We start from the raw sequence: 23092 nt of genomic DNA on the forward strand, positions 1-23092 counted from the left end.
GCCGGGTGTACACGTGTACACCGAACAGAATACGCAGATAATAAACAATACCGGGCAGCTAGACCTGTTCCCGCCTAATCATTTACACTAATCCGTCAAGCTATATTAGGCACGGACAGTAGCTAATCGTAAATCTGAAATCGTAAATCGTAAATCCCAACCTGCATGCGCAGGATCATGCCATGAACTGACATATCTCACGCCAGCGGCGTGGCCGGGCGGATAGCTTTGGTGACCAAACCGTAGAAATGAAGCACCCCGCCCCAATTATTCACGTCGTCACCTTCCTGCTTTGTCTTGCTTTTGGGCTGGGCGTCCCGGGCAGCGCGTACGCCCAGGTCCCCTACCAGGTTGCGCCGGGCGGGGCATCCTCCATGCGCATTTCCGGCACCTCGACCCTCCACCCCTGGACGATGGAGTCGACCACGGTAGCCGGAACGGCGGAACTCCTCTTTGCCTCCGGAAGTGATGGTGACTGGCAAGGCCTGAAGTCCCTCACCTTCGCCCTGCCGGTGCGCAGCCTGAAGAGCAACCACAAGGGCCTCGACAACAACGCCTACGAAGCCCTGCGGGCCGACCAGCACCCCAGCATCCACTACCGCCTGTCGTCCGCTACCTGTGAAGACCGGCCGGGGGGCTACCTGCTCCGTACCCGGGGACAACTGACCGTCGCGGGTACCACCCGCGACATTGCCATGGAGGTACTCGTAGACATCAAGCCCGACAAGAGCATCAGCTGCAAGGGAAGCTATACGCTCAACATGCAGGACTACGGGGTAACGCCCCCCTCCTTCATGCTGGGCGTAATGAAAACCGGAGAAATCATCACCCTGGATTTCGACGTCGCCTACCTGAGGGCCGCCAAGGTCCGGGACGCCGCTACTTCACTCAAGAACAACTGACACGCCATGAAAACCCTGTTCCTCCTCCTCTCCATCGCCTTCACCACGGTCGCGGCCGCCCAACAACCGCAGCTGCAGTACTTCCGCTTCAATGATTACCGCGGACAAACGGTCTTCGAAACCACCAAGGCCGATACCGTACCCTACGATGGGGTAAGGGTGCGCGTAGGGGGCGACTTCGCCATGCAGTTCCAGGCCATCAACCAGGAAAACGCCGCCAACAACCTGGTGGAGCTAGGCGACAACTTCAACCTGCCCACCGCCAACCTGAACCTCGACGTACAGCTGCTGGACGGGATGCGGATGCACCTGACCACCTACCTTTCCTCCCGCCACCATGAGGAGGCCTGGGTCCGGGGCGGCTACCTCCAACTGGACCGGCTGGACTTCATACGGCCCGGGTTCCTGGAGGAGTTGATGCGGATCGCCACGGTCCGGATCGGCCTGGACGAATTCAACTACGGAGACACCCACTTCCGGCGCAGCGACAACGCCCGCGTAATCTTCAACCCCTTCGTGGGCAACTACCTGATGGACGCCTTCTCCACCGAAGCCTTCGGGGAGGTGACCCTCCAGCACCGGGGACTGCTGGCCGTCGTGGGCATCACGAACGGCAAGCTCAACCAGAACGTCATCGTCAACGCCAACACCGATAACCAGCCCTCCTTCTACGGAAAACTGGGGGTGGACAACCAGGTGAACGAAGACCTGCGCCTGCGACTCACGGCCTCCGTCTACGTCAACCACGGCACCACCACCGGCACCTGGCTGTACGGCGGCGACCGGGCGGGCAGCCGCTACTACAAGGTGCTGCAGACCCTGCCGGATTCCCTGGGGAAGACCGAGGGCGGTGACTTCGATGGCCGCTTCAACCCCCGCTTCCGCAAACTGACCGCCGTACAGGTAACTCCCTTCGTCCGGTACCAGGGGATCGAGCTCTTCCTGGTGTACGAGCGGGCGGTGGGCAGCAACGAAGGCCCCAATCCCGAAAGCGGGCGCGAGGGGGCCTTCACCCAGCTGGCGGCGGAAGCACTCTACCGCTTCGGCACCAACCGGCAGTTCTACGTGGGGGGGCGGTACAACACCGTCCGGGGCAAACAGACGGAAAACGCCCCGGAAGACCTGGAAATCAAGCGCCTCAACCTGGGTGGGGGCTGGTTCCTCACCGATAACGTCGTCACCAAGTTAGAGTACGTCCGCCAGCGGTATACCGGCGACGGTTGGACCGGCCGCTTCGCTGGGGCCGAGTTCAGTGGGGTCAACCTTGAGGCGGGCATCAGTTTCTGATTCAGGGTCGGCTTTTGCCCTGCTTTGCATTGCACCTGCGGCCCCGCCGCATTAACTGGTTTCGCTTCGCCTAGGTGAGGTGGTGTACGAATAGGGTGAAATTGTCCGTAGAATTCCCTACTTTAGGGATCAGCCCCCCTAAACAAGTTCTAACACGCTTCCCGTTCGCGCTGGCAATTCCAGCGAAGGGGATTCTCACCGGTTATCCGCATACGGCGGAGACACAAACACGCTATGATGAAACACGCCATTATTCTTCTCCTGTTTCTCCTGCCGCTGCTGGCTACGGCACAGACTGACGGCGATTACCTCGTCTTCGAGACCGTGGTGCTTACCCCCAACCCCGCCCATATCACCGAATTTGAGGCGGGACTGGCGGCACACAACAAAAAGTATCACGGCGAAGGGACCTACGCCGCGCGCACTTTCCTCATCGCTAATGGCCCCCGTTCCTCGAGCTACGCGTGGGTAATGGGCCCCTTCCCCTGGAAATCCCTCGACGATCGGCCCGCCCAGGCAGGGGGGCACGATGCCGACTGGAATAAAAACGTACACCGCTACCTGATGGATGGGGGAATGGGCACCTACCTGAAGCTTAATGCAGACGTGAGCCATTTTCCCAATGACTTCATGATGAAAAACTTGCTCGTGGATTTCTATGACGTAAAGCGGTTCAAATCCCAGGATGCGCTGGAATTGATGAAACCCATCCAGAAGGTGATGATGGAGAAATTTCCGGACGATACCTACGGCATTTACACCAACGAGTTTCCGAATACCACGGATGGGATGGACCTGGCCTACATCTCGTTCTTTGAAAAATCTGCCTGGTTGGGCGAAGACCCGGATTTCGCCATGAAGTACAACGAAGTCCACGGCGAGGGCAGTTTCGAGAAATTCCTGAAAGACTGGGAAGCCGCAACTCAAGGCGCCCAAAGCGAACTGTGGCGTTTTCTCCCGGACCTGAGTGGCATCAGTGGTGAAATACTCGCCGCCGATCGCCAGTAGCGCCGACTACATTTATATTGCTGAACCTGCACATTTTGAGGGCTCACCGATCACTTTTGCTATTGCTGTTTCCGCTCCTGCTGGCACATTGCACCCCCAGGCAATCGCCAGCATCCGCTGAGCAGATGAATCGCGCCACCCCTTCGGCCCCGCTCACGGTGTTGCGGGCGGACTCCGAACAGGAGCGGGCCGCCCTGGACGAAGCTTTCGTGGGCGTTACCATCAACGGTAAGGTGCGTCCGGACCTGTATACCCTGCAGGCGACGGGGGTCAGTACCGCGCCGCTGGTGGAAGCGGTGAGGAAATTTCGGTCCGCGCTCACCGACGAGCAGCGGGCGGCGAGCAGGTTTCCATTGGAGGGTGAAGAGTGGCGCCGGTGGACCAATATCGATATCGGCAATTACAAGCGGCAGGGCGTTGGCCTGAATGAGCTCACTCCGGCACAGCAGGAGCTGGGCCTCGATATCCTGCGGAGCGGCCTGAGTCACCAGGGCTACCGGAAGACCGAGGACATACGCCAGATGGAGGGCTACCTCGCCCGCCTGACGGGAGAATTTGAGCTGTTAGGACCTGATCTGTACTGGTTCTCCTTCATGGGCGAACCCTCCGAGACGGAGCCCTGGGGGTGGCAGTTCGACGGTCATCACCTCGTCATCAATTACTTTGTTGTTGGCGATCAGGTCGTGATGACGCCCACCTTTTTGGGTTCGGAGCCAAACTACATCCAAGACGGTGAAGGTGCCGGTACCCGCACCTTCGCAAAGGAGGAAGCGCTGGGGGTAAAGCTGTACAAATCGCTGGACCAACAGCAACGTGCCGCTGCCACCCTGTACGACCGCAAGGAAGCAAGCTACATCCAGGCCAACGCCTTTCGTGACAACGCCGTGGTGCCCATCACGGGCGTCCGTGTCTCCACCTTCTCTTCCGCCCAACGGGCTATTCTGAACGAACTGCTGGGGGAATACGTCGGCAATATGGCCGAGGGGCACGCCCGGGTAAAGCTGGCAGAAGTGAAGCAGCACCTGCCCGACACCTGGTTCGCCTGGGTGGGTGACGTAGCGGCTACCGGGCCCTTTTACTACCGCATTCAGAGTCCGGTGATCCTGATCGAGTTCGACCACCAGCGGCCCATCTTCCTGGAGGGTGACCTGCCGACACGAGCGCACGTACACACGCTCGTGCGTACCCCCAACGGGAACGATTACGGGAAGGACCTGCTGGGGCAGCATTTAGCGGAGCATCCGCATTAGGGCAATAATCGCTGCTGCTGTGTACTGCCAGCTATCCGGGCTCCCTATTTTCCCGACGTATGGAAACCAAACGAATGCTATCCTCCGACAATAAGACCGCGCTGCTCAGTACCCTTGAGCGACGCTTCGGGGAGAACGGCAGCCGCCACGCAGGACTGCAGTGGTCCGAGGTGAGCCGTGCGGTAGCCAACCGCCGAAGGCAGCAGCGCAGCTAATCGAGAATCAAGTATCGAGAATCGAGAATCGCATATCTCCGTACGTCCACTATGAAGGAGACTCGGTTTTACTGCTATTGTGGAAGGTATCACTCCTTATCCCCGCGAGGCCCATTCCTGGGAATTGACCCCGCTAATTCGGGGCCGTCCCTTCCAGGGCCGGGTGACCGTCGATTTACCATTTACCACGTACAAAATACCATGTACCATTTGCGGGGCAGCTCGCTGCGCTCGTGTGTCAGAGCCCGGGCAGAGTTAAAGGGGTGAGGGCCTCCAGGCCCGACGATGAGCGGAGCGAGCAGAGCCGTGCGGTAGCCAACCGCCGAAGGCAGCAGCGCAGCTAATCGCAAATCAGAAATCGTAAATACTTCCCGGGCCGGTGCAAGGCGGAGTCAAATGACCACCCAATTCAGCGCCCCTTGATCGGAGGCGTTTCCAGGCGGTAGCTGCTGGTGCCGGTGTAGGTGCGGCCGAACTGGTCGGTGGCGCGGATCTCGATGGTGTGGGTACCGGGATCCAAGCGGGTGGGGATGTTGGCGCGCCACAGGTGGGTACTGGGAATGGCGTTCGACCCGCGGCGGCCGGGCAGCAGTTCGTCGGCGGTGTCCCATTCGTAGATGGAAGACTCGTAGGCGGGGTCCTGTTCCTCGACGTAGGACATGGGTTTCCATTCGCCGTCGTCGACGCGGTAGATGACCTCGTCGCCGTGGCGGCCCACGAAGAAGTTGGCGTAGATGCCCGCCCGGGTGCCTTGGCCCTGCGCCAACACGCGGGGGTGGAAGATCTCCATCTGGTAATCGGCGGGGCGGCCGGCGGCCCGGTACTCGGTGGAGTAGCGGTTGCCGTCGAAGTGGAGGAAGGCGTAGCCCTTGGGGGTGCCGTCGCGCATGGTGGATACGGGCACGCCGTTCGCGTCGGGCTTGCCGGAGTACCAGTCGCCGGAGGTGGTGCCCACGTTGTATTCGTGGTGGGGGGTGCCCCGCTCGTTACCCGCTTCGGGGCCGAAGTAGTCCTGCCGCTGGATGTGGGTGTGGGCGGAAAGCGAAAGCGTATTGGGGAAGCGCTCCAGGATGTCGAACAGCCGCTCGCGGTCACCGTCGCGGTAGGTTTCCCCGCCGCCCTCGTTCAGGGGGATGTGGAAGGCCAGCACGATCAGGTGGTCTTCGGGGACGAACTTCAGGTCGTTCTCCACGAAGTTGAGCTGGTCCTCCCGGAAGCCGCCCCAGTAGCCGCTGGAATCCCGGGGGTCGGGATAGAGGATGTCGTCCAGGACGATGAAGTGGACCTTGCCGTAGTTGAAGGCGTAGTTGGCCGGACCGAAGTGGGCCTCGAAGGTCTCGTCGGCCAGGGCGTCGGTGGGGGCATCGAAGTTCATGTCGTGGTTGCCCATCACGTTATACCAGGGGATACCGACCCGGCGGATGGCGGCGGTGTAGGGGCGGAAGAGGTCGAGGTCGTCGCCCACCAGGTCGCCCAGGCTGAGGCCGAAGCGTACGTTCTCGATGCCCGCCACCTCGGAGACGATGCCCCGGGCGAAGTAGTCCACCTCCTCCTCGGTATAGGGCTGGGGATCGCCGAAGACCAGGGCGGTGAAGCGCTCCGACTCCTCCACCGGAACCAAGGGAAAGTTGATCGTCGCGGGCAGGGCCCCGGTAGCCGCCACCCCGGGAAACTGCGTAGCGGGAGAGCCTTCGGGTTTGTGGTGGTAGTAGTAGCGCGGCAGGTTGTTCCCGTCCACGGGCACGGCGTAGCCCGCGGGCTTGATGACGGCGATGGTGTTGTCGGAGCCCACGGGGAGGGTGTAGCGCCCCGCGGCGTCGGTCTGCACCACCGCTTCGCCGTTCGTGACGCTTACGCCGGGGATGCCTGATTCCTGGCGGTCCATTTTGCCGTTGCCGTTGGCGTCGGCGTAAACAGTGCCGCGGGCGATGGACTGTGCGGACAGGCCAGCGGCCAATACCAGAAAGAGGGAAAAAAGGAGGGTTCTCATAGTAGGTAAAATAGGTAAACCGTGAAGATTCCCGGAAGTACGATGCCCGGGCAGGGACAGCAGCATTCACTCCTCGGGATCACCATCCCGGTTGATGTGCCGTCGCAAAAGAAACCGGGGTATGCAATGGCTGGGTAAAGGTGGGGTTAAGGATTAGATAAGGTTAACAGGGTTAGAAGAGGTAGAGGGGTTAGACTGGCGGGCATTTTTCCCTCGCTTCGCTTGGGCCGCTTGGTTCGTGAGCTCTGCTCGCGACACGTCGGATCCCCCTCTCGCGTGATTCATTGGCCCGGGCTGCGCTTCGGAACCGCCATCCCCGAGCTGCGCTCGGGAGCCATTGACACAATCCTCCCCAGGCCCTAACTTAAAGGAGGAATCACCACCCGTCCGTCATGCGCTACCTCACCCTCCTCCTGATGCTGTCGTCGCTGCTCGCCTGTGCCGATGCCAATTCCCAGCAACCGTCTCCGCCCCCGGGCGACGCCGACGTAGAACAACTCCTGGCCGCCTCGATGCGGCAGGTAGAACCCACGAAGTACAATGAGGTCCTCGACCGGAAAAGTGGAATGGTACAGGCCCGCTTCCCCATCCCCCAAAGCTGGCGGGTGAACCACCCGGAGGCCCCCATTTTCGTCGAGGGGCCGGACGGACTCCGCATCCATCGCCAGGAAAGCCAGCAGTACGCCTGGTCGTCCGACCCGATGATGCAGCAGACCATCCGCATGCAGGGCACCTACCAGCTGATGCAGCCGCAGACCCTGCAGCAGATCCTGGAGAACTACGTGCGGCCCAACGCCGCCAACCAGAGGTATACCTTCGTCGGGGAGGCCCCGGCCCCGGAGGTCGCCGGCTTCTGGCAGCGGCTCTATAACGCCATGCCGAATACCGGATCGCGGCGGAGCGTGGACGCCCGGGTGACGGAGTGGGATACCCCCAGCGGCAAGTCGCTCATCCTGCTGGTACTCACCCAGACCACCAACGGGCAACTCCTCGTATGGAACCTTATGAGTACCGAAATGGAGTCCGCCGCCAACGCCTACGACCGCCACCGCAACGCCTACCTCTACTCCTACGCCAACGGACAGCTGAACCCCGCCTGGATCCGCCACAAGAACGGGGAGCTCGCCAGCAAGCTGCGGGAAAACGACCGACAGTTCGCGGATGAATCCGCCCGCTCCGCCTCCGCCCACCGCCAGCGGATGCAGGCCATCGCCGCCCGGGGCGCTACGGCCACCGAGGTGGGCAAGACCTACAGTGATATCCTTGACATCTCCCACCAGGGCTTCCTCAACCGCAGTAACATCAACGACGCCGGCCACGCCCGCACCGTCGACGCCATCTCCGAAACCGCCCTCATCGGCAACCACGAAACCGGCGAACACTACAGCGTCCCCGCCGGTGCCAACTACTACTGGGTCTCCAGCCAGGGCACCTACTTCGGTACCGACAATGCCCTCTTCAACCCCAATACCGACCAGCGGACGAACGATACGGAGTGGACCAAGTTTGCGGTTGAGCGGTAGGACTACGGTTTCCGGGTACCCCTACGGGTTGTCGGGCCTGCGGTCCGACGATTGCCCCGACCACGGGCTCGGGATTGGCTGAATAGCTGGTTGCGGGCGAGGTAGTACAGCTTATTGGCGGTACGGGAATGGGTTGTGGCCCCCTACCCTGTTTTGGAGATGGGAATATTAGGTTTTGGGCACACCCGTCAACCCGTGGACACCCGTCAACTTTACTTCTTGTAGCTACCGGGAGATTATGTATTATTGGGGGGCGGGTGGCGCGCATCTGTTGATGATTTCACCGCCATTGTGTACGTACGTGCAATGAGGGTGTAGTAAGGTTCGCCGCAATAATGCCAAAAGAACGACATCTAAAACTTTTAGCAACATATATGAGCATTGATTTTCACCTTATGTCAATATATGTAAAGACTAAAGTAGAGAAAACAACAATTTATTCTGGATTGTGGTCCCAAAAATACTGTTCGTTACTAACATTGATGGGAAAACCAGTGGGAATAAAACTATCAACCGGGAAAAAATCTGATTTTTTATAGAAGAATGTGTCACTCTCAGATTTACCCATGTTTTGGAGAATCTTCCTGTCAGTAATCGTGTCAGTTCCATAATATTCAAGGCGGAACAGCTTTCTGGCTGATAATAAAAAGGGCTCAGGACCTTTATAAGAAACTAAGGTATACCAGTACATGTCTTTTCTAGTATTAATGTGAAAGCGATAGTAGATTGACTCTCCAAAAGCAAGTGTGAAAGGTTCTCCAAAATACTGCCATCCGTTGTGCGATAGATTTCCAATGTTCTCTGATTTATAGAAATTGAAGGTTTCTTCAGTCATAATTCCATTGCGCATCGATTGTTTTATTTGCTCCGGGGGGAAATATTTTACCACTACATCATTAAGATTGTCGTTAGGGCCAACTTCAATTTTAAATCTATACCAAGTTTCGCTACCTCTATAAAAAGGTTGAGTAGAAATGACTAGATTTTCGGCGTTGCCTTTATATTGATTTATAATCTCGTCTTTTGATTTTATAACCTCCTCCAATAATGCTATATCTCGATCTTTTACCTCAATTTCTGAATTTTTTGCATCTATTCCTTGCCAGTACGCCAAAATGAAGGTGGCCAGCGCAAAACAGAATATCCAAAAGCCATATCCTTTGCCTTTTTCTAAGTATATTCCAAAATATACACTTACGAAAGCTATCAGCGAGGTGGCTATAATTAAGGCCATAAGTAAAGAATAATTTAAAAGTGTGTATGTGCTCGAGAGAAGAAGATAAAGCGACTACCAAAAATAGTAACTTAATTGATATGCGGCTAACAACGCGCCAACTCCATTAAGCTAAGCAACTAAGCGCCATACCGGAGCGTCCATCAGGGCTACTCTTCGACCGCTATTGCGGCAAGCCAGGCTGGAAAGTAACTTTAGGGTATAGCGTCCCCGTCCGGCCGTGAGGCGGCCCGTGCCGTGACCGGGTAGTCCATTAGAGTGCCGAGCGATAGTTGGGTCTCCCGATAGGGATCGGGACAGCCAGTAAACGTGTCGGACCTGACTCCGCATGATCCCTCTTAGTCGAACACGGCTCCGGCGGGGCGTATAGGGTTCCAGGTGGTGGACCAGTTCGTCCAGCAGGACCTTGGTGCGGGTGCGCCAGCGCCCCAAACCGTCCAGGAAGAGAGGGGGGCAGCCACCGTTTGTACAAGCCGGCGGTGAGGTTTTGAGTGTCGATGAAGGCTTTTCGAAGACGACCTTGAGGCTGGCTGAGGTCCGAATACTTACTGGAAAAGCCAGCCTGCGGTGGTGGCCCCGTCGGATGACATTCATTTACACCGTACAATGCTGAGTGAGAGAATGCGGCTAATCAAGCTATCATTGCACCAATTTTAAAATTGAACCATCACATCCTTGAAACAACAGATTAGACGCAGGCATCTTTATAGAACTTTGATCTTGATGCTATTTGTCATGGTGTCAAAGATTGCGTATGCATGTATATGTTTACCTACGCCAATAGCAGAAGAGGGCTCTACGGATGGATACGAGGTGGTGTTTAAAGGAGAATTGATTGAAATTAATAGAACTGAAATACATTTTGAAGAAACGAACGACACGTTTCCAGTAGAAATAAATTCTTATGCCATTGAAAAGTCCTTCAAGGGGGCCACTATGGTCGGCGACACTTTGGAGATTTATCAATTTGGAATAGGTTGTACAAACGGTAGAGGTCTTACAGATTTAAATTCGAGCTTTATCATTGGTGCCTTCAGACACAAAGCTGCACATGAAGATTGGCCTGACCTGTCCGAGTTCCTTCAGGCGAACCTGTGCTCTCTTTCTATTTCGGAAAACGATGAGCCCAGCTACAGTGATGGCATATCAATTTTACTGGAAAGATCAGAATTGGCATTTAGAAAAGATTTCCAAGATAAATTCGCGATTCCTCTAGTAGTATTGTTGGCCACTTGCATTACTGTTTTCACCATGTTCTTTTTGCGGTCAGATTTAAAGTGAGGTAAGGCTATCTGCCATTAAGAGCTTCATCAAAATAATCAACCGGACTACATAGGACATCACTTAGATAAAAGCATGAAGAATGGTACCAAACCATACACTTGCAAAGTACAAGGAAATTTAAATGGGTCAATTGCAATATCTATGGATGGAATACCATCGTTGTCCGACAAGTATGATAAGCATGTATCAAATGATCTATTATTGGCAATAAAGAAAGATCTATTGATTGATCCAATGGGAACGGAAGAAAATAATTACAAAACAAAATTGATCGATCGAGTGATGACAAAACTTTCTCGTTCAATGACGATATATCGTAGCCAGGCTTCAAATTTAAGAGGAGTCATGACCGAACTGAAGTTAACAACAACTGTCGGAGCTTCGATCAATAGAGTATTTGATCTAGCGAGAAGTATTGATCTACACAGAAGCTCGATGGACTCTACAAAGGAGGAAGTAGTATCGGGTAATAAAGAAGGATTGATCGAGCTAGGACAACGGGTTCGGTGGAGGGCTAAACATTTAGGCTTTTGGCGAGAACTAGAAGTGGAAATCACTCAAATGGATCCACCGTATAGTTTTACGGATGAGATGATTGATGGAGACTTTAGCTATATGCAGCATCACCATGAGTTTAAATCGTTGAGTCAGCACTCAACCATAATGATCGATCACTTCAAGTTTGCTTCGCCATACGGGTGGATAGGTAGAGTATTCAACAAGCTGTATTTAAACCGGTATATGTATAATCTACTAAAAGATCGGAATGCTTATATAAAAGCGGTAGCGGAGAATAAAATATGAATGCGCAGAACACCGCGTTGGGCTCCGTACGCTGAACCGGCCAGTCCAGCAAAACCATGGCACCCGCGCGTGCCGCCCGAAAAGCGTGGACAGTCCCCACGTAGTCTGTTTGCTGCCATAGCGAAAACCCTTATCTTATAAATGGCCTACAGGTACTCCTCTCGCAAGGGGGACCCTACCGGTCATGTAACAACCAAAACGCAGCACAACCATGGAAAGCAGGACAATAGCGGTGATCGGAGCCACGGGCGCCCAGGGCAAGGGAGTAGTCCATGCCCTGGTCCGGGAAGGCTCCTTTACGGTGCGGGCCATCACCCGTAAGCCGGATGACTACGGGGGCAAAGCCGATGCGGTAGTACACGGCGACCTGACGGACCCGGATTCGTTGACCCACGCCTTCCAGGATGCATACGGGGCGTTCGTCGTCACCAATTTCTGGGAAGGCGCAGATGAACTGGCCCAGGGCAAGCAGGCCGTGCAGGCGGCCCGGGAGGCAGGGGTAAAGCACTTCGTATGGTCCACCCTGCCGAACGTGGAAGAGATAAGCTCCGGGAAGTTCGAGGTGCCGCACTTCACCGGGAAGGCCAAGGTGGACGGGTACGTCAGGCGGGCCGGTTTCCCGTACTACAGCTTCGTGCAGGCACCCTTCTATTTTCAGAACCTGTCTGGCATGCTCGGTCCGCAAGCCCAAGCGGACGGTTCTACGGGATGGACGCTACCCATCGACCCGGCGAAGGAGGTTATCCACATGGGCGACGTGAACGACCTGGGCAAAGTGGTGGCGGGGGCCTTCCTCCACCCCGACAAGGTGGGCAAAGGCAGCTATCTGTCGCTGGCGGCCGGGGCCTATAGCTTCAACGATGTGCTAGAGGCTTACCAGGCCAACGGGAAGGAGTATACTTTCAACCGGGTACCTGGAGAGCAATTCTCAACCTTCTTTGAAGGGGCGGGGGAAATTGAGCAGATGCTGGCCTACTTCGAGGCGTACACCTACCTGGGGCCGGATTCGGAGAATAGCCTCCAATCGGCCAGGGAGGTGGCAACGGGAAAATTCAAGTCCCTGAGTGAATGGGTCAAGCAGAATGTAGGTTGAGGTCTGAGGAATAGGTGGCCGACGATTCCGCCCCCAGTGATGCGGCGAGCACGCGTCAATTACAACCCATCCCAGCGCCCGCCATTAATCGCCTCGATGCCGTTGGCCTGCAGTTGACGGGCCGCGATACCGCTGCGGTTACCGGAGCGGCAGCAGGTGATGATGGGCTGTTTCAACTGCCGCAGTTTCAGCATGGATTGCTCCAATTCCTGCAGGGGAATATTGATGCTGTCTTCGCGGTGGCCCTGCTGGAATTCCTGGCGGGTGCGCACGTCGACGATCGTTCCCTGGGCCAGGGTGTCGGGGGAGATCTTTTCGTTGGATCCGCCGAAGAGTTTGGTTAGTAAGTCTAGCATAACATCATGTTGGGTAAAGGCATCGATCCGCTGGGATCGTGCGCTATGTGATGAGCGAGGTGCTGTTTCGCTACCCTACAAAGGTCGGGGGTGGGCCGGCCGCAGTCGGTGATGCAGGTCACAGTAGCACGATCTTTCAATCCGGATCGGTGGGCTACACCTCCTGCCCCTTCAGCATCTGGTTCCAGTACATGTAGGGCAGCATATACTTCTTGAGCAGCCAGAGGCGGAAGTGTTCCTTGGAGCTGTCCTTGATGAGCATTTGCTTCAGCTTGGGATCGGGGGTAAAGTTGTTGTCGTAGTCGAATTCGGCCAGTACCATCTGCCCGTAGTCGGTGACGAGGGGGCAGGAGGAGTAGCCGTTGTAGGACATATTGCCCATCCGCTCGTGCTGGATCAGGCGGTGGAGGTTGTCCACGATTACGGGCACCTGCTTGCGGATGGCGGCTCCGGTTTTGGCGGTGGGAACACCGGCCACGTCGCCGAGGCTGAAGACGTTCGTGTAGCGGGTGTGCTGCAGGGTGTGTTTGTCGACGTCGACCCAGCCCTTGGCGTTGGCCAGGGAGGAGGACCGAACGAAGGCGGGAGCCACCGAGGGCGGGGCCGTGTGGAGCATGTCGTAATGGATACCGGTGAGGTCGCCGTCGGTTTCGGTACGCACGTCCTTGTGGTTATACTCCTTCATGTGGTCGGCGAAGCGGTACCAGGCGATGCGGTTGGGCCCGTCGACCCTGGTGAGCTGGTAGCCAAAGCGGAGGTTGATGTCTTTACGGTCCACCACCTCCATGAGCGTTTTGGCGATCTGCTTGATGCCGAAGATGATGGTGCCGGAGGTGGCGAAGACCACTTCCACCCGGTCGCGCATGCCTTCGTTGGCCCAGTGGCTCTCGGCGAGGTACATGATCTTCTGGGGGGCGCCGCCGCACTTGATCGGGGTGGTGGGCTGGGTGAAAAGCGCCGTACCGCCCTGAAAGTTCTTGATGACCCGCCAGGTATGCTCGGGGTCGGTGTAGACGCTGCAGACGACGCCCTTGTCGATGGCATCCCCCAGGCCGGGCACCAGGCTGAAGTCGTAGGCCAGGCCGGGCGCCACTACGAGGTAGTCGTAGGTGATGTCTCCGCTGCTGCCCGTATGTACCGTATTGTTTTCCGGGTCGAAGCCGGTGGCGCGGTCCTGTATCCAGGCGGTCTTGCCGGGGATGACGGAGCCCATGGGGCGGGCCGTCCTGGCGTAGTTGTAGGTGCCGGCCCCGACGAGGGTCCAGGCGGGCTGGTAGTAGTGGGTATCGGCGGGTTCGATGATGGCAATGTCGGTTAGCTCCTTTTGCTTGATGAGCTGGGCGGCCGTCATGATGCCACCGGTACCGCCGCCGATGATGAGGATTTGATAATGGTTGGGCATGGAGCGTTGAGGTTTCTCCAAAATTATCCGGGGGGCGCCGGCCGGTTGCTGATATCCATCACTGCGGACGACCGAATGCATCACCACTCGCACCCCACATTACCCGCTGGAATGCCGGGACCCAGTCGCCCGCGTTTGCCTGGATACCGCAGAACGCCTAAATTAAATGGCATAAGTGAGCACCCCATTTGCCATATCCGCATCCGTCGTTTGACCGGTAGCGCAAGTAACCCCGCCATGCGATTCACCCTTTGCTTTTTCCTGATGCTGCAAGCCTGTTGGCTGCCGGCACAGATCATTGACGTACACCTCCACGGTTATACCGACCAGGACTACTGGGGCGGGCGACCGCACCCGTCCGGCGCGGAGTCGCCCCCGACCGCCGGGGAGCATATGCGGCAGACGATCGCACTGATGGACCAGCACGACATTGAGTATGCGGTGGTGAGCGGCTCCCCCGAGGCTACCGCCCAATACGTCGCGGCGGATCCCCGCTTCATTCCGGGGTATATGGATGACGGGTCACTAATTCCCGTCTCCGAATTTGAGCAGCTTATCAAGGAGGGCAGGATCAAGGTATTCGGGGAGGTCAGCGGGGTGTACCGGGGTGCTACCCTGAACGATTCCATCTATCAACCCTACCTCGCCCTTTGCGAGGAGTACGGCATCCCCGTGGCCTACCATACCGGCGGTGGCCCGCCCATGACGCCCTACCGGTGCTGTCCGGAGTTCCGGATCTCCCTGGGCGACCCCTTCCTCATCGAGGACGTGCTCGTGCGGTACCCCAGGCTCCAGCTCTCCCTGATGCACGGCGGGGAGGTCTTTTTCGAACACGCCGTACGGATGATGACCATGTACCTCCACCTCTATGTCGACCTGGGCGTACTGCTCTGGGCCGCACCGCCGGTGCAGGACTACGCCGTCCGCCTGCTGAAGCTGGCCAAGCAGCACGGCGTCCTCGACCGGGTGATGTTCGGTTCCGACCAGATGGTGTGGCCGGGAGGTATCACGAAGTCCGTGGAGTTCCTGAATTCCCTCGACTTCCTCACGGAGGAGGAAAAACGGATGATCCTTTACGATAATGCGAAGCGGTTCCTTAAGCTGGAGTAGGTGCCGGGTGGGCCACCTACGCGCTGCGTGGGCAGGTGTTCAGGCTACCGCAGATTACGCAGATTGGTCGCAGATTGATTTCGGTAGTATCCTCCTTCCTAATCACTGTCTTCCACTCGGCGAGTGGAAGCGCCCGCCTATGCGCCGCGTGGGCAAGCATTCAGGTTACCGCAGATTACACGGATTAGTCGCAGATTGATTTCGGTAGTATCCTCATTGCAATCACTGACTTCCACTCGGTGAGTGGAAGCGCCCGCCCACGCACCGCTTGGGCAACAATCCGCGTGAATCCGCGAAACCAAATCAGCGTACATCTGCGGTGAGAAGACGATACTCGCGGGGAAGCACCGGACCGCCCACGCGCCGCGTGGGCAGGTGTTCAGGCTACCGCAGATTAGTCGCAGATTTTCGCAGGCTTTCTGTCCTACTTCTCTATTGATGCCTTCCACTCGGCGAATGGAAGCGCCCGCCTACGTGCAGCGTGGGCATAATCTGCGTGAATTAGCGAAACCAAATCAGCGTACATCTGCGGTGAGAAGACGATACTCGCGGGGAAGCACCGGACCGCCCACGCGCCGCGTGGGCAGGTGTTCAGGCTACCGCAGATTACGCAGATTAGTCGCAGATTTTCGCAGGCTTTCTGTCCTACTTCTCTATTGGTGCCTTCCACTCGGCGAGTGGAAGCGCCCGCCTATGCGTCGCGTAGGCAAGCATTCAGGTAACCGCAGATTACACAGATTGGTCGCAGATTGCTTCAGGCGTATATCCTCCTTCCCAATTAATGTCTTCCACTCGGCGAGTGGAAGCGCCCGCCTATGCGCAGCGTGCGCAACAATCCGCGTGAATCTGCGAAACCAAATCCGCGTACATCTGCGGTAAAAAAGGCACCACCCGCGAAGCGGGGAAAGCATTCAGCCAACCGCCAAAAAACATCCACCACGGCTATCTTCCCCGAAACTCCCCTACCCCGATGCCCGCCTTCCCCCGCCTGATCACCGACCGCCTCCTGCTCACCCAGCTGACCGTGGATCATCTGCCCGCCCTTACCCGGCTCGCCAACGACCGCAGCGTATCCGACCACGTGGTGAACATCCCCCACCCGTACACCGAGATCAACGCCTCCCTGCGGCTGGGCTACGTGGCCCAGGGGTTCCGGGAGGGAAGCCGCTACTGCTTTGCCATCCTCCTCGGCGAGGAGCGGGAGTTCGTGGGGGAGGTAAGTCTGCACGAGCGCGACCGGGCCAACCGCGTAGCCGAACTCGGCTACTGGATCGGGGCGCCCTACCGCGGGCGGGGTTACGCCACGGAAGCGGTGGCCGCCGTGCTGGAATTCGGCTTCGCCCGGGCCGGATACGCCACCGTGTACGCCACCTGCAAGCCCGGCAACGCCGCCAGCGAAAAGGTGCTGGAGAACAACGGGATGCATATCTTCAAGGAGAACGCCCTCCAACGGGCCTACCGGCTGGACGCTCCGGTCGGGGAGCAGCCGTAAAGCCACCACCAAAAAACACTGCCATGCCATTATCACCCCGGGCCCGGGAACTGTATACCCGCATCGCCGACCCCGCCATCAAACTGGGAGAACTGAAGAAGATCGCCCGGACCATCAAGCGGGACCACGATCTGGCCCTCGAACTGTGGTCGACCGGGGAATACCACCCGCGGATGCTCGCTACCCTCATCCTGGACAAGCAGCAGCTCACCCAGGAATTGATCGACGCCCTGGACGCCGACCTGGACCGCCACCCCCCCGAAGAGAGCAACCGCATCATGGAGTGGCTGATGGCCAACCAGCTGACCAAGGACCGCCGCACCGTGGCCCTGATGCAGTCGTGGCAGCACAGTCCCTCCCCCCGGCAGCGGCGCACCTTTTGGTACCACCAGGCCCGACTGCGGTGGACCGGCCAGGCCCCGCCCGATAATACGGCCGCCCTGATGGACGCCATCGAAGCGGAACTGGCCACCGAAGACCCCGCAGTGCAGTGGGCCATGAACTTCACCGCGGCCTGGATCGGCATCCATGACACCGCCTACCGCCAGCGGTGCATCGACATCGGAGAGGCCACGGGGCTGTACCGCGAAGAGAAGGCGGTCCGCGGCTGCACCCCCAACTACCTGCCCGCCTTCATCGAAACGGAGGTCAACAAACGGCAGAAGGCCTAGCCCCCCGCTTCCCCGGCACCCGCGCGCCGCCCGCCCCCCAAGGTCAAAAAATAGGCGTACAAACACGGAAGCGACTATATTAGGGGATGATGGGCTACTCACCTTTCACGTACGGGATACTGTGGTGGCTGTTCTTCTTCCTCTCCCTCCCGCTGCGTGCGGCGGAGGGGGAAACGGGCAATTCCCTGCTGGTGCTCGACGACCCGCTCACGAACTACCGCCTGGTGGACTACGTGGAGCTGCTGCCCGACTCCGCTCTCCCCCTTTCCGAAGTTACCGACCGCGCCTTCACGTCCTACCGCGCCTACGACCGCCCGGTGGAGGCCGGACGGTGGTACTGGGGCCGCTTCACCCTGGTGAACCGCCTCCCCGACGCCGGGCGGCATACCGAGTGGGTGGTGTTCTTCCCGGGTACCTGGACCACCCTGGAGGTCTACGTGCCCGGCGCCGACGGCCGCTGGCGGGCCGAGCCCAACGGAACTTTCACCCCCGTGGCCGACAGGCCCTTCGTGCCCACCACCAAGGGCAACCTGGTGAAGCTGGCCCTGCCGCCCGACCAGCCCGTTACGGTGTACTTCCGTGGCCTGAGCGAACGGCCCACCCTGCGGCCTTCCTTCCACCTCTACCTCCAGACTACGGAGGTTTTCTACGACAAGCTCATGCAGCGGCGGGTGGCCAATGCCGTCTTCATCGGTTTCCTGGGCATGATGCTGGTGTACAACCTGATCCTGTACTTCTTCGGCCGCGACCGCAGCTTCATCTACTACTCCGGCTACCTGCTCATGATGATCGTGTACGCCTGCTACTTTACCGACGACCTGTCGGACTGGTTCGGGCGCACCCTCTTCGCTACCCGGCCGCAGTACTACGGCTTCTTCAAGCTGTCCATCTTCGTGGGGCTGATGTGCTACCTCTCGTTCATCCGCAGCTTCACCGACCTCAGGCAGCTGCTGCCGCGGTGGGACCGCTACTTCCACTGGCTCATCCTGCTGGGCTTCCCCCTCATGGCGGTGTACGTGGGGGTTTCCCTGGCCTCCAACTTCAGCTACCTGGTGGAGGACTTCGTCACGGTGGGCTACATCGTCCTGGTCATCGGCTCCTGCGGCGTGCTGCTGTACCCCCTGTACCGGGCGCGCGACAAGAAGGGGGCCTTCGTGTTCGCCGGTATCGCCGCCCTCTGCATCGGGGCCCTGCTTAGCCTCCTGAGCCGGGTATTGCTGCCTCCCTTCACCCTCTTCTACCTGGAAATGGGGGTGGCGGTGGAGGTCCTCATCTTCTCCCTCGGCCTGGCCTACCGGCAGCGGAAGCTGATCATGGCGCGCAAGCAGTCCGATCTGGCCCTGCGGGAAAGCCGGCTGCTCCAGGAAAAGCAACAGCTGGAGGCCGACCGGCAGCGGGAGCTGGCGGAGTTCAAGAGCCGCTTCTACACCAACATCACCCACGAGTTCCGCACCCCGCTTACCGTCATCCTGGGCATGAGCGAGCAGATAAATGGCCACGAACGGGAGCGGGAGTTGATCGGGCGCAACGGCCGGCAATTGCTGGGGCTCGTCAACCAGCTGCTCGACCTCTCGCGGCTGGAGAGCGGTTCGGTGGGCGTCCACTACATCCACGACGACATCGTGGCCTACCTGCGCTACCTCACGGAGAGCTTCTATTCGGCGGCGGAGCGCAGGAGCCTGCGTTTCCTCTTCTACTCCGAGGAAAACGAGCTGCTCATGGACTACGACGAAACCAAGGTCATGCAGATCGTGAACAACCTCATCTCCAACGCCCTGAAATTCACCCCCGCCTACGGCAAGGTGGTGGTTCACACCAGCCGCGCCCGTACGGAGGAAGGCGAATGGCTGAAGCTGATCGTGCAGGACAGTGGCATCGGAATCAGCTCCGAGGACCGCGCCCGGGTGTTCGACCGCTTCTTCCAGGTCAACGGAGCGGCCGAGGGCGGTACCGGCGTGGGCCTGGCCCTGACGCGGGAGCTGGTGGACATACTCGGGGGCACCATCGAAGTGCGCAGCGAACCCGGCGCGGGTACCACCTTCGAAGTCCGCCTCCCGATCCGTGACGACTACCGCACGGCCGCCCCCTCCACCCCCGGTGGCTCTTACGTGGAAGGGAGGCCCGAGCTGCTGGTCATCGAGGACAACCCGGACATCATCGCCTACCTGCAGACCATCCTGGTCGACCGCTACAACTGTCACTTCGCCACCGACGGCGACACCGGCATCGAGCGGGCCCTGGAGCTAGTGCCCGACGTCATCCTCTCCGACGTGCTCATGCCGGGCAAGGACGGCTACGAGGTGTGCCAGACCCTGAAGGCCGACGAGCGGACCAGCCACATCCCCATCATCCTGCTGACGGCGAAAACCACCCAGGCGGCCCGCCTCGACGGTCTGCGCTACGGCGCCGATGCCTTCCTGACCAAGCCCTTCGACAAGGACGAACTCCACCTGCGGCTGGAGAAGCTCATCGAGGTACGCAAACAGTTGCAGCACCACTACACCGCCGCGGGTACGGGCGACGCCGCGGCCGGTGAAGAGGTCTCCCGGGAGGAAGCTTTTCTCGAGAAGCTGCACACCCTCATTCACGACCACCTCGACGATGCCGGATTCGGGGTGTCGGAGCTGGCGGCGGCGGCCCACCTCAGCAAGATGCAGCTGTACCGCAAGATCAAGGCCCTGACCGGCAAGACGCCCTCCCGCTTCATCCGCAGCTACCGGCTGTCGCGGGGCATGCTGCTGCTGCGGGAAGGGCAGTATACCGTGTCCGAGGTGGCCTACGCCGTGGGTTTTTCCGACCCCAGCTACTTTTCGCGCACCTTCCAGCAGGAGTACCAGCACAGTCCCAGCCACTACCTGAGTGCCTGATTTACAGCGCATTGGTACTTATCCTCACCCCCTTTGCAGGATAAGTACCAGCCTTTTCCCGCCCTACGTCGGATAACTCCCTGCCTTTGCAGGATGCGTGCGGGAGGTTGCGGCCCGGGAAGACCCACCTTGGGGAAGACACAAGAACATTCCCATGCGCTACCAGACATACCCACTCCTTTTTTTACTATTGGTGTTGACCGGCGGTATGCTCCGTTCCCAGGAGTTTTACCTGCCGGTCTCCACCCTTTCCGACGAGGCCCGTACCGCCTACTACGCCGCCAGTGAACTGGGGTCGAACGTCCACTTTACCGCCGCCCAGCGGGAGATCGACCGCGCCCTGGAGGCCGATCCCGACTTCTTCATGGCCTACGCCTACGCCATCCAGGTACTGGCCCCGGACGAGAAAAAGCCGAAGCTGCTGCAGCGCGCCCTGGCGATCGACCCCTCCGGCTTCACCGAATCCGAACGGATTATGCGGGGCTACCTGCAGGAAATGCAGCGGGATTCCACCGCCCGCCCGACCGCGGCGATGAAGGCATTGGTAAAGGCCTACCCCAACACGCCCGAAGCCTACGAATGGGCCTACCTCCACGCCCTCTACACCGACAAGGACCCCGTGGCGGCCCTCGACTACGCCCACCGCCTCCTGGACCTGGACCCCGGTTTCGGACCGGTCCACAATACCCTCGGCTACCTCCACATGGGGGAAGGCCGCATGGACAAGGCAAAGGAGCACTTCGACCGTTACATCAAGCTGGCCCCCGAAGAGTCGAACGCCTTCGACAGTATGGGAGAGTACTACGCCAACCGGGGCGACTACCTGCAATCCGCGCGACTGTATATGCAGGCAGCGGCCCGGGGCATGGAGGCCGCCCCGGAACGGGCCCTGGCCGCCCTGGATAAACTGGAAACCGGCAACGTAGCCTTAGTACAGTCCGTCTACGACGCCTTCGCGGCCGGCGATATCCCCACCGTGCTGTCCGCCCTGGACGCCCAGGTGGTCTGGCAGGAAGCCGAAGGCAACGCCCTAGCCGACGGCAACCCCTACGTAGGCCCCGATGCCGTCCTCAACGGGGTGTTCGCCCGCCTCGGCGCCGAGCACGATTACTTCCGGGTGAAGGACATCGAGCTTCACCCCATGGCCCACAACCGCGTACTGGCCACCCTGCGCTACGACGCCCGCCGCAAGGGAAGCGGCAAACTGATCGACGCCCAGGCCGCCCACCTGTGGACGCTTCGCGATGGCAAGGTGACGGCCTTCCAGCAGTACGTCGACACCCGCCAGCTGGCGGAGGCGGCCAAGAAGTAGGCGGCCGGCCGGGCGCTACCTTCATTGTTGGAACATCTACCGCCTACCCCCGTTACCCAGTAAACCAGCTTATGTCAAAAGTAAAAGCCTGGGCCGCCAGGGAGCCCCAAGGAAAACTGGAACCCTTCGAATACAACGCCGGCCCCCTGGGCCTGGAAGATGTAGAGGTTGAGATTGAATACTGTGGCGTCTGTCACTCCGACCTCTCCATGCTCGACAACGAGTGGGGCATCACCACCTACCCCTTCGTTCCCGGTCACGAAGCCATCGGCAAGGTGGTCGCCCTGGGAGATATCGCCAAGGAGAAAGGACTGAAGGTCGGCCAGCGCGTAGGCGTGGGCTGGACGGTGAAGAGCTGTCTCCACTGCGAGTACTGCCTGCAGGGCGACCAGCAGATGTGTACTTCGGTACAGCCCACCATCGTCGGCCACCACGGTGCCTTCGCCCAGTCGATCCGCACCCATTGGGTGTGGGCGGTACCCATTCCCGAGGGCGTGTCCCCCGACTCGGCCGGCCCCCTGCTCTGCGGAGGCATCACCGTCTTCGCTCCCCTGCTGGACAACGCCATTTCACCCACCGACAAGGTGGGCGTCTTCGGCATCGGAGGCCTGGGGCATATGGCCCTGAAATTCCTCAAGGCCTGGGGCTGTGAAACCACGGCTTTCACCTCCTCCCCCTCGAAGCACGACGAGGCCCGCGCGTTCGGCGCTACCCACATCGCTTCCAGCGTCGACTCCGAGGAAATGGGGGCCCTGGCGGGCAAGTTCGACTTCATCGTCATTTCCGCTAACGCCTCCCTCGACTGGGACGCCATCATCGCCATGCTGAAGCCCGGGGGCAAGCTGCACATCGTAGGGGCCGTACTCGAGCCCATCCCGGTGCACGTCATGTCGCTCATGCTGAGCAAGCGGTCCATCTCCAGTTCGCCCACCGGCAACCGGAGCCAGATGGACAAGATGATGCAGTTCGCCGCCCACCACCAGGTGGCCCCCCAGGTGGAGCACTTCCCCATGAGCAAGGTGAACGAGGCCATGGACCACCTGCGGGCGGGAAAGGCCAGCTACCGCATCGTTTTGGAGGCGGATTATTAGTCAGCATAAGCTACGATAGATCAGCAAGGGCCTTCCGTACGGGAGGCCCTTTTTGCTTGTAGTACAAGGTGGCAGGCATAGTACCCACTGGAGTTAAGGCGCCCCCCCTGTTGGCGGCGGAGCGCGGGATCCGTGGTCGGTGGATCAATCCCCTACCATCGATTTTTCCTCCCCGAAATTTCTGCAATTGTCCGTGTGACC

General features: G+C 59.1%; 19 protein-coding genes. 15 read left to right on the forward strand and 4 right to left on the reverse strand.

What is annotated here, in order from left to right:
- Positions 1-248: 248 nt before the first annotated feature.
- From CGL56_RS16635 to CGL56_RS18130, 5 genes are all read left to right on the forward strand, one after another.
- Entirely contained in the window at positions 249-902 is a 654-nt protein-coding gene (locus tag CGL56_RS16635; RefSeq protein ID WP_099107718.1) for a YceI family protein, read from the forward strand.
- Between the two features lie 6 nt (positions 903-908).
- Positions 909-2189 carry a hypothetical protein gene (locus CGL56_RS16640; protein WP_099107719.1) on the forward strand — a complete coding sequence of 427 codons (1281 nt, stop codon included), beginning with the start codon at positions 909-911 and terminating at the stop codon, positions 2187-2189.
- A gap of 237 nt (positions 2190-2426) precedes the next feature.
- Positions 2427-3197: a hypothetical protein gene (locus tag CGL56_RS16645; RefSeq protein ID WP_209280406.1), complete on the forward strand. Its 771-nt coding sequence runs from the start codon at positions 2427-2429 to the stop codon at positions 3195-3197.
- Between the two features lie 125 nt (positions 3198-3322).
- Complete coding sequence (locus CGL56_RS16650; RefSeq protein ID WP_099107720.1) at positions 3323-4447, forward strand: DUF3500 domain-containing protein; 1125 nt, start codon at positions 3323-3325, stop codon at positions 4445-4447.
- A gap of 59 nt (positions 4448-4506) precedes the next feature.
- Positions 4507-4662, forward strand: a complete 156-nt coding sequence (locus tag CGL56_RS18130; RefSeq protein ID WP_143470767.1) for a DUF4256 domain-containing protein — start codon at positions 4507-4509, stop codon at positions 4660-4662.
- Positions 4663-5071: 409 nt separating this feature from the next.
- Here the strand turns inward: CGL56_RS18130 and CGL56_RS16655 are convergent, their stop codons facing one another.
- Positions 5072-6652: a calcineurin-like phosphoesterase C-terminal domain-containing protein gene (locus CGL56_RS16655; RefSeq protein WP_099107721.1), complete on the reverse strand. Its 1581-nt coding sequence runs from the start codon at positions 6650-6652 to the stop codon at positions 5072-5074.
- 392 nt (positions 6653-7044) lie between these two features.
- Between CGL56_RS16655 and CGL56_RS16660 the strand changes: the two genes are divergently transcribed.
- A complete protein-coding gene (locus tag CGL56_RS16660; RefSeq protein WP_099107722.1) occupies positions 7045-8175 on the forward strand; it encodes a hypothetical protein in 1131 nt (376 codons plus the stop codon).
- Between the two features lie 436 nt (positions 8176-8611).
- On the opposite strand, the gene CGL56_RS16665 is transcribed toward CGL56_RS16660, so the two are convergent.
- Positions 8612-9409 carry a hypothetical protein gene (locus CGL56_RS16665; protein WP_099107723.1) on the reverse strand — a complete coding sequence of 266 codons (798 nt, stop codon included), beginning with the start codon at positions 9407-9409 and terminating at the stop codon, positions 8612-8614.
- A 723-nt stretch (positions 9410-10132) separates the two neighbouring features.
- On the opposite strand from CGL56_RS16665, the gene CGL56_RS16670 reads away from it, so the two are divergent.
- From CGL56_RS16670 to CGL56_RS16680, 3 genes are all read left to right on the forward strand, one after another.
- Positions 10133-10690 (forward strand): hypothetical protein, encoded by a 558-nt coding sequence (locus tag CGL56_RS16670; protein WP_099107724.1) that lies wholly within the window; start codon positions 10133-10135, stop codon positions 10688-10690.
- A 75-nt stretch (positions 10691-10765) separates the two neighbouring features.
- A complete protein-coding gene (locus CGL56_RS18370; protein WP_209280407.1) occupies positions 10766-11497 on the forward strand; it encodes an SRPBCC family protein in 732 nt (243 codons plus the stop codon).
- A 211-nt stretch (positions 11498-11708) separates the two neighbouring features.
- Entirely contained in the window at positions 11709-12590 is an 882-nt protein-coding gene (locus tag CGL56_RS16680; protein ID WP_099107726.1) for an NmrA/HSCARG family protein, read from the forward strand.
- A gap of 59 nt (positions 12591-12649) precedes the next feature.
- On the opposite strand, the gene CGL56_RS16685 is transcribed toward CGL56_RS16680, so the two are convergent.
- Complete coding sequence (locus CGL56_RS16685) at positions 12650-12946, reverse strand: rhodanese-like domain-containing protein (RefSeq protein WP_099107727.1); 297 nt, start codon at positions 12944-12946, stop codon at positions 12650-12652.
- A gap of 154 nt (positions 12947-13100) precedes the next feature.
- A complete protein-coding gene (locus CGL56_RS16690; RefSeq protein WP_099107728.1) occupies positions 13101-14348 on the reverse strand; it encodes an NAD(P)/FAD-dependent oxidoreductase in 1248 nt (415 codons plus the stop codon).
- A gap of 237 nt (positions 14349-14585) precedes the next feature.
- Between CGL56_RS16690 and CGL56_RS16695 the strand changes: the two genes are divergently transcribed.
- From CGL56_RS16695 to ahr, 6 genes are all read left to right on the forward strand, one after another.
- Complete coding sequence (locus CGL56_RS16695; RefSeq protein WP_167641704.1) at positions 14586-15458, forward strand: amidohydrolase family protein; 873 nt, start codon at positions 14586-14588, stop codon at positions 15456-15458.
- A gap of 970 nt (positions 15459-16428) precedes the next feature.
- Positions 16429-16950, forward strand: coding sequence for a GNAT family N-acetyltransferase (locus tag CGL56_RS16700; protein ID WP_099107730.1), 522 nt, complete (start codon positions 16429-16431; stop codon positions 16948-16950).
- 23 nt (positions 16951-16973) lie between these two features.
- On the forward strand, positions 16974-17621 hold the full coding sequence (locus CGL56_RS16705) for a DNA alkylation repair protein (RefSeq protein ID WP_099107731.1): 648 nt from the start codon (positions 16974-16976) through the stop codon (positions 17619-17621).
- Between the two features lie 89 nt (positions 17622-17710).
- Entirely contained in the window at positions 17711-20488 is a 2778-nt protein-coding gene (locus CGL56_RS16710) for an ATP-binding protein (RefSeq protein WP_167641705.1), read from the forward strand.
- 208 nt (positions 20489-20696) lie between these two features.
- On the forward strand, positions 20697-21800 hold the full coding sequence (locus tag CGL56_RS18375; protein ID WP_209280408.1) for a nuclear transport factor 2 family protein: 1104 nt from the start codon (positions 20697-20699) through the stop codon (positions 21798-21800).
- 71 nt (positions 21801-21871) lie between these two features.
- On the forward strand, positions 21872-22891 hold the full coding sequence (gene ahr / locus CGL56_RS16720) for an NADPH-dependent aldehyde reductase Ahr (RefSeq protein ID WP_099107733.1): 1020 nt from the start codon (positions 21872-21874) through the stop codon (positions 22889-22891).
- The last annotated feature ends 201 nt before the right edge of the window (positions 22892-23092 follow it).

Origin of the sequence: Neolewinella marina, assembly GCF_002631205.1 — a bacterium.
In the GTDB taxonomy this organism is placed as follows: domain Bacteria; phylum Bacteroidota; class Bacteroidia; order Chitinophagales; family Saprospiraceae; genus Neolewinella; species Neolewinella marina.